Raw genomic sequence first — 14,180 nt, forward strand, 5'->3', positions numbered from 1 at the left:
CCCGTTTCGTTCGTGGCTGGTGGTCATCCGGTCCGGGGTGGCGACCCGTTCTGCGTGTGGCCGGCCGGCCACACGCAGAACTCGGTACCGTCCGGATCCGCCAGCACGACGGTGCCGTCGTCACGGACGCCGAGCCGTGCGGCACCGAGGGCGATCAGCGCGTCGACCGCCGCCCGCTGATCACCGTCCGCGGCGAGCAGTTCGAAACGCTGCCGGCCCGGCTCCGCCTTCGACGCCACGGGCGCGCCATCCCACACGTCCCAAGCGACTTTGGTGCCACCGCGCGGTGACTGGATCGCGGTCTGCTCGCCCCGGTCCCACACCAGGGGCCAGCCCAGCGCCGCGCCCCAGAACAGGCCGGCCTGCCGAGTGCCGGCACAGGTGAGCTCACCCAGCGGCCCGCACCCGGCGAGGTAGCCGTTATCGGGCTCGATCACGCAGAATTCGTAGCCCGCCGGATCGGCCAGGACGACGTGCCCCTCCTCCGGCCGCTGCCCGACATCGACGTGACGGCCGCCGAGCCCGACCGCGGTGGCCACGGTGCGCCGCTGGTGGTCGAGGTCGGCACTGGTCAGGTGCAGGTGCATCCGGTTCGCCCCGAGCCGCCCACCGCGGCCCGGCACGAACCGCAGGCCCAGCTGGGTGTCCCCGCCCGGCAGCAGCACACCGCCGGCATCGCCGACGACTTCCCGGCCGAGCAGACCGGCCCAGAACCGGGCCGGTTCAGCTGGGTCGTCCGCCTCGAAGGTCACCGCCAGCAGTCGCGAACGCACGAGCGGAACGTAGACACCGCCCTCGTGGAGCGGCAAGCCAATATGGAACCGGGAAACCCGATCGCTGGGTCGAGAGCAGGGAGGGGCTGCGGCGTGGACCGGCGCATACACGATCCGGTAACCATCAGTCGTCGGGCGAACCACTCAGCCCCTTCGTCGGGTCCTCATGCGGCCGCGGCTGCCTGGCATCCACCGCCGGGTCAAGACCCGTGCCATCCTGCTCAGGCGGATCGTTGCCGTCCGAAGTCCCGGAGCCGATGCGCGCGGGGAGCGCCTCATCCATCGGCACAACGGTCGAAGCCCTCGCCCTGCTGCGCTTGGACTCCTCGATCCACTCGCCGACCTTCGAGCCGATGTATGCCTTGAACGTCTCCAGTGCTGGAGTGACCTTCACCCACAGGAAGCGGCCCGTTCCCGGCACCAAAGCGCCGAGCAGCCAACCCGAAAGGTCTTCCCGAAGACCATCGAGGTCGTCGAGTGCGCTCAAGAACGGCAGGTGCCATGTCCCGAAAAGCGCGAGGGCCAGTAGAACCGCCGCGATGGTGAACCCGGTTACCGTTGCCTGGATGCGGCTGCCCTTCGGACTACTTGGCTGACTGGCTCTCGAAGCCGCTCCGCCGAGATGCGTTGCCATGACAGGTGCCCTCCGAACTTCAGAATGCTTGTGGCCGGCGGAGCTGGGTGCCCATTTCAAGGAATCCGCTCCGGCCAAATAGTCCCGAACCCGCCGTTCCACCGCTGATTTCGTACCTGCAACGGTGCGGGAGAGCCGGACTCCGTAGAGGTCGTGCTGTCGCGAGGCCAAGGAAGGTACATCCGTCACCTGACGGATGTACGTATGTCTGTCTGTTTCCCTCGGCATCCCCATAACCACTTCCCTAGCTGACATGCATGTGCATGTGCACATCAGTCCGTTGAGGCTCCTCGCAATGGCCGCGTAGGCTTTCGGGGTGCGGATCGGCGAACTGTCCCAGCGCACGGGCGTCAGCCCGCGCTCACTGCGGTACTACGAAGACCAGGGCCTGCTGACCAGCGCCCGCTCCGAAGCGGGACAGCGCCACTACGCCGACACCGCGGTCCAGCGCGTCACGCTCATCCGCCGGCTGTTCGACGCGGGCATGTCCAGCCGCGTCATCGCCACCGTGCTGCCCTGCGTGGACGTCCCTGACGATCTGGACGTCGCCGAGGAGACGTTCGCGGCGATGATCCGCGAGCGCGACCGGATCGACGCCGACATCGCGCACCTGGTCGAGACCCGAAAAGCGCTCGACGTGCTGATCAAGGCCAACAGCCGGCACCGGGCACAACTGGCGCTGTGACCCGCGCCTCAGCCGGTTGCCCCTCACACCGGTGTCAGCGGTGAGGATGGCGACAGCGCCCGGAAGCACCGGGCCGGTCGGGCGAGAGGTGGCAGAAAATGGGGCAGGCGTGGGGTTTCGGCAGCTACGGCGGGCCCGAGGTGCAGGAGTTCTTCGACCGGCCCGATCCCGCCCCCGGCCGCGGTGAGGTGCTGATCCGGGTCGACGTCGCCGGCGTGAACCCCCTGGACCACCTCCTGCGCTCGGGCCTGGTCCCCGGGCTCGACGGCGGGCGTCCGTTCCCCCGCGTGCTGGGCATGGAGGCGGCGGGAACCGTTCTCGCGCTGGGCGAGGACGTCGACGGGCTCGAGGTGGGTGACGCGGTCTTCGGTTTCGCGCTCACCGGCGGCGGCACCTACGCCGAGACGACGGTGCTGTCCGCGCCCAACACCGCGCGCATCCCGGCGGGGCTGTCCGCGACCGTGGCCGCGACGCTGCCGGTGGCCGGGACGACCGCGGTGGACGCGCTCGACCAGCTCGGCCTCCCGGCCGGCGCCACCATCCTCGTCAACGGCGTCGGGGGCGGGGTCGGCCTCGCCGTCGCCCGGCTGGCCGTCGCGCGTGAGCTGCGGGTGATCGGCACCGGGAGCACCGCCAAGCGCGAGCACGCCGAGGCCGTCGGCGTGCGGTTCGTCGACTACACCGCCGGGGACGTCGTCGCCGCGGCCCGCGAGCTGGTTCCGGACGGCTTCGACGGGATCGTCGACCTGGCCGGAGGCACCTCGCTGCGGACGGTCGCCCCGCTGGCCCGGGAGCCCCGCACCGTCATCTCGGTGGGCGATATGTCCGTGTCGGAGCTGGGCGGGCGTTTCGTCGAGCGTCGCCTCGACCGGGAAAGCCTGGAGCGGTCCGCCCGGCTGGCCCTGGATGGGGTCCTCGCACCCGTGATCACCGCGGTCCACCCGTTTTCCGACGCCTCGGCCGCGCTCGCCACCGTCGAAAACGGTCACGCCGCGGGGAAGGTCGTCATCAAGGTGGCCTGAGGCGGGCCGCCTCCCGCGTTCCGGGGAGACGGCCCATCGAAATCAACCGCGAGCGGCGGCCGGCGGCATCAGCTTCGGGTATTCCTTCTGGAACTTCTCGATCATCGTGGCGGTCGGGACGACCCGGTTCGGGTTGCCCTGGCTCGTCGCCTGCTTCTCGCCCCATGCGCCGGCGGCCTTGCGCTGGTCGGGGGTGCCGTGGCTGTGGAAGCAGTCCCCGATGGAGGCGTCCAGGTAGGTGACCTCCTGCTGGGTGCGGGCGTCCCACGCGAAGCCCTTGGCGTGCGCGACGAAGTAGCCGCCGTAGGCGTCGGGGCCCATCTCGGAGGACTCGTTGCGCGGGTGGTTGTCGTGGGCGAAGTCGACCTGGTGGCCGTACTCGTGGCCGACCACGGACTCGACCGAGACGTCGTCGAACCCGAGGAAGTCGACGGTGTCGAGCAGGCCGTCACCGAGCGCCACGCGCTTGCCGCCGAGGCTGTCGGCCGGGGCGGAGAACGCGTTGAGGGTGATCAGCGGGTTGCGCCCGCCCTGCATCGCGGGCACTTCGTAGAGCACCTTGGTGGCGAGCGCGGCGGCGGCCTTCACCTTCGCCGGCGCGAGACCGAGGCTGAAGGTCTGCGCCATCTTCGCCTGGCTGCCGAGATCGGTGCCCTTCCAGGCGACGAGCTGGATGTTCCAGCTCTCGATGTCCCAGAAGCCGCGCAGCTTGTCGATCGTGGCGGTGGCGCGCGGGGTGTACTGGCCGTCGGTGCCGAAGACCTGCGGGGTCTTGTCGGACGCGACGCCCTGGACGTAGAGCTGGCTGAGCCCCGACAGTGCGTCGAGTGCCTGGCTCTCGAGCGGGGTGAGCTGCGAGGCGAGCTTGTTCGCGTAGGTCAGCAGCGAACCCTCGGTGCAGCCCGGGATCGGGCCCTGCGCGGCCTGGCGCTGGGGGCCGACGTGCGGGATGGGCGACTCGATGAGCCGGTCGACGCCGCTCAGCGCGCTCGCGGGCAGGCCGTTGTAGAGGTCGACGACGTCCTGGTACAGCTGCGCGACGTCCTGCTCGACGGTGGCCGGCGCGGCCGCGGCGGGAACGGCCGTGGCGAGCGCCAAAGCCGCCGCGGTGCCCGCTGCCGCCAACGTCCGGCTGAAGAATCTGGTCCGGTTCGGCAAGGTGGTTCCCCTCTTCTGCTCCGGTTCAAGATCACCAAGCACCGCCACAGTAGGGCGGTGGTTGGCGGCGAAACCGGCGCCAGGAAGAGAACCCCGAAATGGCTCACGTCTTTCGGAGGGTTTTCACCGTGCGGACATCGGCCGAAAGTACTAGGAGTCTCAGGTGGCGGTGGTCCGGTGCCCGGCCGCGTAGTGGGCGGTCCCGATCGCCCCCGCGACCGCGAGCACGAACCCCGCGGCGGCCGCGGCGGTGAAGCCACTGCGGACGCGGTCGTCCAGCAGCACCACCCCGATCAGCGAAGAGACCGCGGTGTTGGTGGTGAACATGATGGCGGTGACCGCGGTGGCGCGCCCGCGTTGCAGGGCCATCGCGAACGCGACGGCCGCCGCGAGCCCGTTGGCGATCATCGACCAGATCGCCGGCTCCAGGACGAGCCGCCAAGCCGGCCCCGACGCGTCGAGCGTCCGCGCCGAGATCCCGACGGCGCTGAACCCCAGCCCGGCGCAGAACCCCAGCACGATCGGCGCCCAGCGCCCGTCGGCGCGCTGCGCGACGAAGGCGATGGCCGCGATCACCCCCGCACCCGCCACGAGCAGCAGCTTCCAGGTGGACGGCAGCGGCTGCGCGGGACTCGGATCGGCGGACAGCCCGAGCAGCACCAGCCCCGTCGCCCCCACACCGAGAGCGGCCCACCCGGCCCCGGCCAGCCGAACACCGAGGACGGCGGAGATCGTGGCGGTGACCCCGACGCTGAACGCGAGCACGGACTGCACGAGAAAGAGCGGCAGCCGATGCAGCGCGGCGGCGGCGAAGACGAACCCGAGCAGGTCAACTCCGACCCCGAGGAAGTAGAGCGGCTGCCGCCGCAGCGCGACGAGGTCCTGGGGCGAGCCACCGAAGGCCCCGGCCCGCCGCACACCGGCGGACTCCAGAATGGACCCACTGCCCGACGCGACAGCGGCCAGCACGGCGAGGACGTATCCGAGGATCACGACAGGAGTCTGTCAGCCCGCACGGGGTCGGCTTCACCTCGGCAGCCACTTCGGACGGACGATCGTTCAGCCGACGTCACCAAGGCGACCGAGTCGATGCGGGTCGCGGAGGAATTGCTGATCGCCGGCTACCGGGGCATCCCCCTCATCGGCACCCTCCGACCAGCGGCCGGCTCCTCGCCGTGCGACCACGTGCGCCATCAGGGACTCGAAACCCAAACCCGCTGGTCAAGTGGGCCTTTTGGCTGGTCGGCGCGGCTTTGGTGGGCCCGGCGCCCGCCCAGGAGCGAGTGCCGGGTCCACTCCGGTCGGCCTTGTGGGCCGGTCAGCTTCCCGCTGGAACGGTCCCCGCCTGGTCGGTGATGGCGGTGCGGACCGAACTGTAGGCGGACACGGTGTTGGCTTTGATGCCTTCGATCCCCGCGTCGCCTCCCGGCGTCAACTGGGTCGTCCGTTCCCCGATGAACTCGCCGGTGTCGCAATCGACGATGATCTCGTAGAGATAGCCACCGTCCGGGGGTGTGACACCGAGGGCGACGCCCTTGCGGCCGTCCAGGTTCGCCACCTGCGCGGTGATCTTCAGCCCGGGGATCTTGGCCACCGCGCGGTACACCGCTTCCTTGAGATCGGCGGGTACGACACCGGTCTTCAGCAGATCGGACGCGAGTCTCAGCACACCTCCGCCGCGGGGCTTGTTCACCAGATAGGGATCTTTGAGCATGAGGTCGTAGAGCTGTTGCGGGTCACGGGGCAAGTCGGCCAGCTGCTGTTCGGTGGGTGCGCCCCATTTGTCGGCGCCCCGGCCGGCGAAGATCAACGCTTTCTCGGGGAACTGGCCACCCCGCGCGCGCCACTCACCGGACTGACGGATTTCGTTCACGTTCTGGCCCTCGGTGGTGGTGGCGGTTTGCTCGTTGCCCACCAGCCACTGCTTGTTCCCCGTCTGCCCGATCTTGAGCAGCCATTCACTGTCGAAGTCACTCGGCTGCCAGGTCTGCCTCAGCTCTTCGGCGAGGAAAGCGAACTGGCGCTCTTTGCTGGCGACCAGGTACCAGCCGCGGGTCTCGGTGTACCGGAATTTCCCTGCGGGAATGGGCGCCTCGCCCGTGACGTGGATCATGTCGGCCGCTTTGCCCAGCGCCTGCTGCACCGACGCGAATTTCACCGCCGGCACCGACGACGTCGACTGGGCCGAGGGGCCACCGTGGTCTCCGCCGGTGCTCGCCACGGTGCCGCCGACGGCAACGACCACTACCGCGGCGGCCGCCGCGCTGAGCCACCAGCGCCGTCCGGTGGGGAGTCCTGGCTTTCGGGTCGGCTCGGTCACCGGGTCGGTGTCGGCCACCAGGGTGTCCCTGCCTTCGAGTGAGCGCACTGCGTTCAACAGTGTGTTTCGTGCCTCGGCCAGGGGCTGCCGGTTGGCGAGTTCGCCGGGGCGCATCAAGATCAGCCCTTCGTCCAGCTCTTCGTCGGTCCACAAGCGGTGGACGTTGTCCTCAGTCATCGGCCTGTACTCCTTCCTCATCGCGCGCGGAGCTGGATGCCGCGGACGCCTTCAGCAAGCGCCGGGTCCGGTGCAAGCGGGAGCGCACGGTGCCGGCGGGAACACCGAGCGCCTCGCCGATCTCGGTCGGCGTCAGTTCCGCCCAACTGGTCAGCAGCAGCACGTCCAGATCGTTCGGCGAGAGTTCCGCCAACGCCCTGGCCAGGTGCTGCACCCGGGTCTGCGCGTCGATCCGTTCGGCCACCCGATCGGCATGCCCGTGCACAACCCGCCTGCTGTGCTCGTGCGCGGCCAGGTGCAACTGCCTGCGTTGGGCAGCGACCTCGTTGCGGACCTCCGTGCGCAGTAGGTTCGTCGCGATACCGAACAGCCAGGACCGGGCGCTTCCTCGCTCGGCGTCGTAGCGGTCGCGCTGCTGCAACGCGATCAGGAACGTCTCGCTGAGCAGGTCACCGGCAATGTCGACACCGATCCTCCCGACCAGATAGCGGTGCAGGACCGCGGCGTGCTCGTCGAACAGACGCCGGAAAGTCTCCTCGAGATCACCGCGACGCAGGTCAGGCCGATCACCACCGCTTGCCGGAGTTGATTGCCGCGTCATAGTCACAACAAGTATTGGGCTTGCGCGGCGGTAGCGTTGCACGCGAACGGAGGAGTCATCCGGTCGCCGACTCGGGCTGCGGTGCCGGAAGGGTGCGCGCTCGCGAACCGATCTCGACCACCCAAGCAGAGTGCGTCGATCTGCCCACGTGCAAGAAGAACTGCTCCAGCTCGGGGTTCGTCGGCTCCTCGGCGAACGTCCAGTACGCCTCGGCCTGTTCATCGACCACTGTGCCGATGTTCCCCGAGACCGTTCTCCGGCGTACTGGACCGGTACGGACTGGTCAGCAGCAGCACCGTCAGCGCGAGGCAGCCCGCGCCGATCACCCCCGCCACGGCCGGCGCCGGGCCAAGCTCGTCGCGCGGCGTCACGCCGGGGCCGCGGGCGTCGGGCGGGACGACGGCGGCGGGCCTGCCGCTGCCGCCCTCCTCGGAGAGCACGGCGGTCACCGCGGACAGCGGGTTCACCGTGCCCCAGCGCAGCGCCGGGTCCGGCAGTTGCGCGGCCGGATGCGTCGCGGTGGCAGGCAGCCGGTGCTTGACCTGCGCGGCGCTCAGCGTGGGGCGGTAGGCGCGCACGAGCGCGGCGGCGTGCCGGTCTGGGTTGCGCCGCTGGTGGCGCCTGCGGTGGATGGTTGGAGCGTCGCTGACGGTGACTCATCAGATTCAGGAGCGGGACGGTCGGGCGGTGATCTGTTTACCGAAGTCCACGGCCAGCGGCCGCGCTGGAGCCCGAGTTACGTGTCGCACCCGTTCCGACGACTGATCGTCAAGGCTGATCTGCCACCTGTGCGGTTCCACGACCTGCGCCACGGCGCGGCGACGCTGTCCCTGGCCGCGGGCAACGACCTGAAGGCCGTGCAGGTACTGCTCGGTCACGCCAGCATCGTCCTCACCGCAGACACCTACGCCAGCGTGCTCCCGTCGCTGGCTCAGGCTTGTGCGGAGACAACCGCGAGCTTGGTTCGCCGCGCCGGCTACGACCGGGGACGGAAGATCTGCAGGTCAGGTACGAGGTCTTCCCGGCGACGTCGAGCGGTCGAGCGCGGCCCGCGCTGGCAGGACTCTGGGCCGGACCCACAGCGGCCCCAGCTCGGACCCACAGAACAACAAAGCCCACCGACGGCGACCCCGAATTTACCGGGAAACCATTGGTGGGCTTTGCTTTCCGACTGTGCGCCATCAGGGACTCGAACCCCGAACCTGCTGGTTAAGAGAACGCGTTTTGGGGTGTCGGGTGATGCCGAGTGATGTCGGACAAGGCCTTTTCGGCTGGTCATCGGCCATCACTTGTGTCGGACTATACCGCGTTCTGTCATCGTGTGCGAGACCTCTCGGGCACTTCTCGGGCTCGTCCGTGCCGGATTCTGTCGAGCTGTTCGTGCAGGTCGACCGTGGTTCGTTGTGAGGATGGCGCGGCAGGGTGGTTGCTGTGTTGAGCCCGAGCAAAGGACGTGATCCGGTGCTGTTGGCGGTGACGCTGATCGTGGGGGTCATCGTGGCTCTGACTTTCTTGTTCGGTTTCGGGAACGTGCTCACTCTGGCGCTTCGGTTGGGGGTACCGGCCTGGGTTGCGCCGTTGGTGGCGCCTGCGGTGGATCTGTCGGTGGTCGGGTTGCTGATCGCCATTCGGTCCCTGTCGATGCGAGGCGCCTCTGTCGAGATGATTCGGCCGGCTCGGCGGCTGTTGCTGGCGTCGAGTGTGGTGACGTTGGCGTTGAACGTGGCTGAGCCGTTGATCGCTGGAGAGGTGGGGAAGGCGTTGTTCGATGCGGTGGGTTCGTTGTTGCTGATCGGCTGGTCGGAGGTGGGACCGGTCCTTCTGCAGGCGCTGGCCGCTGCTCCAGGCGCCGGGCGGCCGGCTAGTGTCACCCAAGCCGCCGATTCGGGCAGCACGTTCGCGGAGCAGCCAGAGGGCATGGACGTGGACGCCGAGTTGCTGGAGCGGGCGCGGTGTGAGGATCGGCGGCATCGTGAGTTGCATCAGCGCCCGATCTATGCTGAGAATCTCCGGAAGACGCTGGGTGTAGGCGCCGAGCGATCGCGAATGCTTGCAAGGCTCGTGCGTGCAGAGCGTCGCATCTCCGCATAGCGGATCAGGCTACGCCGGTTTCTATGTGCGACAGTGCGGAGACGGCTGGTTGCGGGCGGTCATAGGAGTCCAGACGGCCAGCCGATCTGCGAGTGCTCAGCCGGAGGCGGGCGGCTTGTGGTGCTTGCTCTTGGAGGCGGCGCGCTCGAACTCATTACCGGGTGAGATCGGTGGTGAGTCAGTCCCAGGCGTCGAGGGTGTCGCCGACGTTCGGTGCGTTCCGGGCCAGAGTGGTGCGCCAGTCGAGAACCCCGCGGTGCTGGAGATGACCGACGACGACGATGCGCGCGACGCCGAGTTCGTCGGCGGTCTGCTCGACCCAAGGAGCGTTGATGCGTGCCGGCACATCGGGGAAACCGTTCGGGAAGACCCAGCCCGAAGCTTCCCGGTCCGCGTCTGCTTCCTGAGCGGATTCACGGCCTTGGTGATCGTCCAGGTTCTCGGCGATGATGTGCTCGGCATCGGCGTGCTCGAGGAGGATGTGCGCGATCTCGTGAAGCAGGGTGAAGAGCACCTTGTCCAAGCGCTTGCCGCGGCCCGAAAGGCCGATGACGGGATAGCCGTCGACGAACATGGCACACCCGTCGATTTTCCCGCCGGGAAGCATTTCGACGTAAACCAGGCGCACGCCAGCCTCAGCCAGAAGGGCAGGTAGGCCAGCGAATTCTTCAGGTGTCCGGAGGCGCTGGGACAACGTGCCGGCGAGCCTCCGCAGCCTCGTGGCCGAGTAGCTCCCAGCCGGAGGGTGCCTGCGTGCTTCCTTACGGACGCAGGCAATCCACGCGCGTTGGAGGACGCTCATCTCCTCGCCGTTGTTGCCACGCCTGGCCGCCGCGGCGAAGGCGGGCTCGTCCCGCAGGGACTTGAGCTCGAACAGTTCCATCACCTCGGCTTCGAGGTCGTCGAGGTTCGTGCTCTGGAGGATCTTGCGTTTACGTAGCAGCTGGATGGGCGCCTTGCCGTTGAGGACGGCCCGGCGACGCACTTCTTCGAGCTTTTCCTGCGTGGCCGTGTTTTTCGCCTGCTTGGAAAAGAAGTACTGATTTTGGAGGTTGAGCCACAATTCGGGCGATTGTTCGAAAGCGGCGCCGATCTGAGCGGCCGACTCCCTCGTGATTTCCTTCTTGCCGGTCACGATCTCGGACACGAACTGAATCGGCCGGTCCAGGACGGCGGCGAAGTCCGCCTGGGACCACTCCCGAGCCTCGAGCTCTTCGCCGAGCAGCTCGCCGGCCGGCCGGTGGAAGTCCGGGATCGGGTCGTTTTCCACGATGCTCATCGGTGGGTGTCCGTCCCTGGGGTCAAGAGCTCGAAGGCCACGGCGCCCCGGCTGTCGGAGTTCTTGAACGTGAGGTCGATTACGCGGCCCGACTTCAACGTGGCCTGCGCCCGGCTCGGGTCGCCCGACTCGTCGGGCCGGATCCGCAGCATGCGCATGTTCCGCAAATCGGTGTCGACGAGCGCTGCTCGTGTGCACTGAACGAGCTTGCGGAAGTCCAGGATCTCCTGCGTACTCCAGCCCGTCGGCTGGAATCCGGTTTCCGTGGCGAGGCGGCGCAGGTCCTCATCCAGGTACTCCCGTTCCACGCGTCTGGTCCCCATCACCCGTCGGCTGATGACGCAATTACGTCCCGATGCTATACGACCGGTGACCGCGCGGGGCTGCTTGTCACCCGGTTGCATCTCGATAGCTCGTCATCACCCATAAGGTGATCGTCAGCATGCTACCGTGGGGCTAGGCCTCTCGACCAGACGGGGCACGACGTTAGGAGGGCCGCCATGGCTGCGGCAGATGCTCGGGAAGGCGACACCAAGGGCGGCAAGCCGACCCCGGCGGGGCACCTGGTCGTCACGGTGTACGACGAGGACGCCGGCGGGCCGCCGTTCGCCGTCGAAGGCGGGCCGGGCGAAAAGGTCTCCAAGATGATCGCGGCCGTCTACGCCGAGCTGAAGCGCGAGCCGAAGCCCGACGACCGGCTGACCTGCCTGGCCACCGGTGAGGACGTCCGCCAGTACGGCGACCTGCACCTGCGCGACTACGCGTCCGGCAAGTGCCGCGACCTCGTCTGGACCTTCGTCCGGGACACGGGTGGCGCCCGTGCCTGAGCCGGCCCCGGTCGACCCCGAGGTCGCGGCCGCGCTGCTGCGGTCGCACCTGGAGGACTTCTTCGAGAACTCCCCGCGCGTGCGCGGCGGGGCCGGCTGGAGCTACGTGATCACCGAGAATCCCTTGATCGCGATCGTGGGGATACCCGCTCGGATGCCTGACAGCTACACCCTGCGCCTGGACGGCCGCTGCTACGACACCTGGCCGGTCTCGGCCACGTTCGTCGAGGCGCACGGCGGTGGGTGGCGCCGTGCCCGCTTCGGCTCGCTGGCATTTCCGCTCCTGCGCGGGTCCCCGGGGGCACCGCCCGGCGACGGTGTCGGGTTTCAGTTCGCCCTGCACGACGAGTACCCGTTTCCCGGTGAGAGTCCGGACCAGCTGATCTGCTTCTCCTACAACCTCAGCTACTACACGTCGAACCACACCCCCGCCGAAAACCAGAAGTGGCGTCCCGGCGAGGACCGGGTCGATGCGACCCTGAGCCGGATCCACGCGGCCCTCACCAGCCCGGCGTACCTCGGCCCGTCGGGCGCTGCAGGTGCGCCATGAGCGTCGAGATCCGCGTTCCGGAAGCTCTGTGGCAATCCGTGCTCGACTTGTTCGCGCAGCACGACCCGAGCGTCGAGCGCGTCGCGTACCTCGACGGGTTCCGCGTCGACGAGACCGGGTACCCCGGCACATCGCCGGACGACCGGGTATACGTCGCGGTGACCGTCGTCGTCCCCGACGCCGTCCTCCGGCCCCGGAACTACGCCGTGCCGGCCGAGGCGGTCAGCGCCGCCGGGCGCCATCTGCGCACCGGGCAGATGACCCGCGTTGCGCAAGTCCACTCGCACGGCGACGACTTCGTCGACCATTCCCCGACCGACGACGAGCGTGCCTACAGCCAACGGATCGGTGCCGTGTCCGTCGTGGTCCCGTTCCACGGCCGCACCCGGCCCAACCTGGCTGACTGCGGCGTTCACGTCCGGGCGGAAGCCGGCTGGCGGCGGGTCCGGCCCGAGTCCGTCATCAGGATTATCCCCTCGGTCCTCGACCTCAGGAGCACGAAATGGGTGCCGACGCCGGAAGCCGCTCCGAGTGGCGGCATCTTCTCCCGATTCCGGGCCTGGACGAAGACCGCGTGGACGCGTCGAGTCCGCTCAAGGTCGTCGTAGCCGTTGGTCCCGGCCTCGCCGACCGACAGGCTGTCCAGCACCTGACCTGGCTGCTAGTCACCCTGCTCACGCGGTCCACCAAGTGGGTCGTCGCGGCCGTCGGCATCAGCTCAGACGACGCACCGCTCCGCGATGGCGTCGATCCCGGACACCCGGATGGCGGCCTATCCCTCCTCGACACGCTCAAGGCCACCGCGGGCGCGTTCGGGCCCGAGGCCGCCCCGGTCGTCGACGCGCACGAGCTCCCGGGCGCCGACCTCGTCCTGCAGATCGGCGGTCCGGCGGCCCGCGCCTGGCCCGATGCCGAGGTCCTGCACGTGTCCGCGGCCGGCTGGACCGGCGCGGTGACGCCGGCCGCCGCCGGGGCGCCGCCGCTCGGCATGAGCGGCGAGAACCCCTTCGGGTCGTACGTCGCCGCCTGCCTCGCCGCCTGCCAGGTCTACCTGCACGCCCGCGTTCGTGATCACCGCATCCAGGCCGTCGTGCTGAACGCGTGGACGCTCACCCAGTCCACCGTCGACCCCGGCGAGCCGGCGGCGGAGCTGGACCACGTGCTCGCAGGCGTCGGGGCGGTCGGGACCGCGCTTCTGGTCACGCTGTGGGCCTACCCGGAGGTGGCCGGCACGATCCGCGCAGCCGACGCCGACCTCGAGGGTATCGACGACACGAACCTGAGCAGGTGCGTTCCGTTCCGCTGGACCGATCTCCACCGCCCGAAGGCGATCGTTGCGGCAGACCGGCTGAGCGGGCGGCACGGCCTGGTCATCGAAGGCATCTTCGGAACCGCCGAGAACCTGGTCGAGCCCCGGAGCCACCTCATCAGCGCCGTTGACACCCCTGAGGCCCGGCAGGCGCTGCAGGACAAGTACCCCGCGTCCGCGGTTCAGGCGGCCACGTCCGGGCTGAGGCTTGAGATGCTGAGGGTCGACCCGACGGCCGGCACCGCGTGCCTGCGGTGCTTCAACCCGCCGCGCAAGGTGACCCCGGACAGCGAGGTCCGGTCCCGTATCGCGAACATGGACGAGAACGACGTCGCCGCGCACGCCGCGGCCGTCGGCGCCAACCCGGCACAGGTGCGGGAATGGGGCCGTGTCGGCGGCTGCGGCCGGATCGGTGATGCGCTCCTCGACCGCCTGCGTCCCTCCGACGGCCGAGACGCACAGTTCTCCGTCGGCTTCATGTCGGTCCTCGCCGGGGTGCTGCTGGCCGGGCAAGTGCTCAAAGACGCGGTAGCACGTGCCGGCGACCCGGAGCGCATAGCAGCGAGCGTTCCGCTGGCCGGCGAGAACGCCCGGTTCGTGACCAACTTGCTCGCTCCCGCGAACGCGCCCGCCGGCGTCCGGCGTTACAGCCGGGACGGCGAATGCCCAGCCTGTCAAGGAATCCGCGCGGAGGTGTGGGCGAATCGCTGGACCGGCTGACGCAGGCTCCGAACGGGGGAGATACATCCGCGCG

Annotated in this window: 19 protein-coding genes; 8 read left to right on the plus strand and 11 right to left on the minus strand. The window is 69.2% G+C overall.

Annotated features, from left to right (window positions below; all coding sequences use genetic code 11):
• Positions 1–23: 23 nt before the first annotated feature.
• Together AB0B33_RS20405 and AB0B33_RS20410 are read right to left on the minus strand one after the other, a co-directional pair.
• Positions 24–773, minus strand: coding sequence for a VOC family protein (locus AB0B33_RS20405; RefSeq protein ID WP_360773906.1), 750 nt, complete (start codon positions 771–773; stop codon positions 24–26).
• A 124-nt stretch (positions 774–897) separates the two neighbouring features.
• The gene (locus AB0B33_RS20410) at positions 898–1,407 is read right to left on the minus strand and encodes a hypothetical protein (RefSeq protein ID WP_360773909.1); all 510 of its coding nucleotides are present in this window, start codon (positions 1,405–1,407) and stop codon (positions 898–900) included.
• A 316-nt stretch (positions 1,408–1,723) separates the two neighbouring features.
• Here AB0B33_RS20410 and AB0B33_RS20415 point away from each other — a divergent pair, with 316 nt between their 5' ends.
• Both AB0B33_RS20415 and AB0B33_RS20420 read left to right on the plus strand, forming a co-directional pair.
• Complete coding sequence (locus AB0B33_RS20415) at positions 1,724–2,092, plus strand: MerR family transcriptional regulator (RefSeq protein ID WP_360773912.1); 369 nt, start codon at positions 1,724–1,726, stop codon at positions 2,090–2,092.
• A gap of 98 nt (positions 2,093–2,190) precedes the next feature.
• Complete coding sequence (locus AB0B33_RS20420; protein ID WP_360773915.1) at positions 2,191–3,114, plus strand: NADP-dependent oxidoreductase; 924 nt, start codon at positions 2,191–2,193, stop codon at positions 3,112–3,114.
• A 42-nt stretch (positions 3,115–3,156) separates the two neighbouring features.
• Here the strand turns inward: AB0B33_RS20420 and AB0B33_RS20425 are convergent, their stop codons facing one another.
• The 7 genes from AB0B33_RS20425 to AB0B33_RS20455 form a co-directional block, all read right to left on the minus strand.
• A complete protein-coding gene (locus tag AB0B33_RS20425; RefSeq protein ID WP_360773918.1) occupies positions 3,157–4,272 on the minus strand; it encodes a hypothetical protein in 1,116 nt (371 codons plus the stop codon).
• Positions 4,273–4,431: 159 nt separating this feature from the next.
• Positions 4,432–5,265 carry a hypothetical protein gene (locus AB0B33_RS20430; RefSeq protein WP_360773921.1) on the minus strand — a complete coding sequence of 278 codons (834 nt, stop codon included), beginning with the start codon at positions 5,263–5,265 and terminating at the stop codon, positions 4,432–4,434.
• 325 nt (positions 5,266–5,590) lie between these two features.
• Entirely contained in the window at positions 5,591–6,769 is a 1,179-nt protein-coding gene (locus AB0B33_RS20435) for a CU044_5270 family protein (RefSeq protein WP_360773924.1), read from the minus strand.
• Positions 6,762–7,370 (minus strand): RNA polymerase sigma factor, encoded by a 609-nt coding sequence (locus AB0B33_RS20440; protein ID WP_360773927.1) that lies wholly within the window; start codon positions 7,368–7,370, stop codon positions 6,762–6,764. The genes AB0B33_RS20435 and AB0B33_RS20440 overlap by 8 nt, the downstream gene beginning before the upstream one ends.
• Before the next feature lie 55 nt (positions 7,371–7,425).
• Complete coding sequence (locus AB0B33_RS20445; RefSeq protein WP_360773930.1) at positions 7,426–7,599, minus strand: hypothetical protein; 174 nt, start codon at positions 7,597–7,599, stop codon at positions 7,426–7,428.
• Positions 7,589–7,948 carry a hypothetical protein gene (locus AB0B33_RS20450; RefSeq protein WP_360773932.1) on the minus strand — a complete coding sequence of 120 codons (360 nt, stop codon included), beginning with the start codon at positions 7,946–7,948 and terminating at the stop codon, positions 7,589–7,591. The genes AB0B33_RS20445 and AB0B33_RS20450 overlap by 11 nt, the downstream gene beginning before the upstream one ends.
• 87 nt (positions 7,949–8,035) lie before the next feature.
• Complete coding sequence (locus AB0B33_RS20455; protein ID WP_360774166.1) at positions 8,036–8,248, minus strand: hypothetical protein; 213 nt, start codon at positions 8,246–8,248, stop codon at positions 8,036–8,038.
• Between AB0B33_RS20455 and AB0B33_RS20460 the strand changes: the two genes are divergently transcribed.
• Both AB0B33_RS20460 and AB0B33_RS20465 read left to right on the plus strand, forming a co-directional pair.
• A complete protein-coding gene (locus AB0B33_RS20460; RefSeq protein ID WP_360774153.1) occupies positions 8,150–8,620 on the plus strand; it encodes a tyrosine-type recombinase/integrase in 471 nt (156 codons plus the stop codon). The genes AB0B33_RS20455 and AB0B33_RS20460 overlap by 99 nt on opposite strands.
• 211 nt (positions 8,621–8,831) lie before the next feature.
• A complete protein-coding gene (locus tag AB0B33_RS20465; protein ID WP_360773935.1) occupies positions 8,832–9,461 on the plus strand; it encodes a hypothetical protein in 630 nt (209 codons plus the stop codon).
• 178 nt (positions 9,462–9,639) lie between these two features.
• Here AB0B33_RS20465 and AB0B33_RS20470 read toward each other — a convergent pair whose 3' ends face one another.
• Together AB0B33_RS20470 and AB0B33_RS20475 are read right to left on the minus strand one after the other, a co-directional pair.
• A complete protein-coding gene (locus AB0B33_RS20470; RefSeq protein WP_360773938.1) occupies positions 9,640–10,740 on the minus strand; it encodes a hypothetical protein in 1,101 nt (366 codons plus the stop codon).
• A complete protein-coding gene (locus AB0B33_RS20475; RefSeq protein WP_360773941.1) occupies positions 10,737–11,048 on the minus strand; it encodes a hypothetical protein in 312 nt (103 codons plus the stop codon). Before AB0B33_RS20475 ends, AB0B33_RS20470 begins: the two co-directional genes overlap by 4 nt.
• 192 nt (positions 11,049–11,240) lie before the next feature.
• Between AB0B33_RS20475 and AB0B33_RS20480 the strand changes: the two genes are divergently transcribed.
• From AB0B33_RS20480 to AB0B33_RS20495, 4 genes are read left to right on the plus strand one after another with little or no spacing between them, the layout of a single operon-like run.
• Positions 11,241–11,567: a hypothetical protein gene (locus AB0B33_RS20480; protein ID WP_360773944.1), complete on the plus strand. Its 327-nt coding sequence runs from the start codon at positions 11,241–11,243 to the stop codon at positions 11,565–11,567.
• A complete protein-coding gene (locus tag AB0B33_RS20485; RefSeq protein WP_360773947.1) occupies positions 11,560–12,117 on the plus strand; it encodes a hypothetical protein in 558 nt (185 codons plus the stop codon). Before AB0B33_RS20480 ends, AB0B33_RS20485 begins: the two co-directional genes overlap by 8 nt.
• Positions 12,114–12,725 carry a hypothetical protein gene (locus AB0B33_RS20490; protein WP_360773950.1) on the plus strand — a complete coding sequence of 204 codons (612 nt, stop codon included), beginning with the start codon at positions 12,114–12,116 and terminating at the stop codon, positions 12,723–12,725. The genes AB0B33_RS20485 and AB0B33_RS20490 overlap by 4 nt, the downstream gene beginning before the upstream one ends.
• The gene (locus AB0B33_RS20495; RefSeq protein WP_360773953.1) at positions 12,620–14,146 is read left to right on the plus strand and encodes a hypothetical protein; all 1,527 of its coding nucleotides are present in this window, start codon (positions 12,620–12,622) and stop codon (positions 14,144–14,146) included. The genes AB0B33_RS20490 and AB0B33_RS20495 overlap by 106 nt, the downstream gene beginning before the upstream one ends.
• Positions 14,147–14,180: the final 34 nt, after the last annotated feature.

The sequence above is a fragment of the Amycolatopsis sp. NPDC049159 genome (assembly GCF_040648295.1).
GTDB lineage: Bacteria > Actinomycetota > Actinomycetes > Mycobacteriales > Pseudonocardiaceae > Amycolatopsis > Amycolatopsis pretoriensis_A.

Bases quoted from the DNA above. Each gene is read 5' to 3' on its own strand.
- AB0B33_RS20410 (WP_360773909.1), bottom strand. From the start codon at position 1,407: ATGGCAACGCATCTCGGCGGAGCGGCTTCGAGAGCCAGTCAGCCAAGT.
- AB0B33_RS20420 (WP_360773915.1), top strand. From the start codon at position 2,191: ATGGGGCAGGCGTGGGGTTTCGGCAGCTACGGCGGGCCCGAGGTGCAG.
- AB0B33_RS20435 (WP_360773924.1), bottom strand. From the start codon at position 6,769: ATGACTGAGGACAACGTCCACCGCTTGTGGACCGACGAAGAGCTGGAC.
- AB0B33_RS20440 (WP_360773927.1), bottom strand. From the start codon at position 7,370: ATGACGCGGCAATCAACTCCGGCAAGCGGTGGTGATCGGCCTGACCTG.
- AB0B33_RS20470 (WP_360773938.1), bottom strand. From the start codon at position 10,740: ATGAGCATCGTGGAAAACGACCCGATCCCGGACTTCCACCGGCCGGCC.
- AB0B33_RS20480 (WP_360773944.1), top strand. From the start codon at position 11,241: ATGGCTGCGGCAGATGCTCGGGAAGGCGACACCAAGGGCGGCAAGCCG.
- AB0B33_RS20490 (WP_360773950.1), top strand. From the start codon at position 12,114: ATGAGCGTCGAGATCCGCGTTCCGGAAGCTCTGTGGCAATCCGTGCTC.
- AB0B33_RS20495 (WP_360773953.1), top strand. From the start codon at position 12,620: ATGGGTGCCGACGCCGGAAGCCGCTCCGAGTGGCGGCATCTTCTCCCG.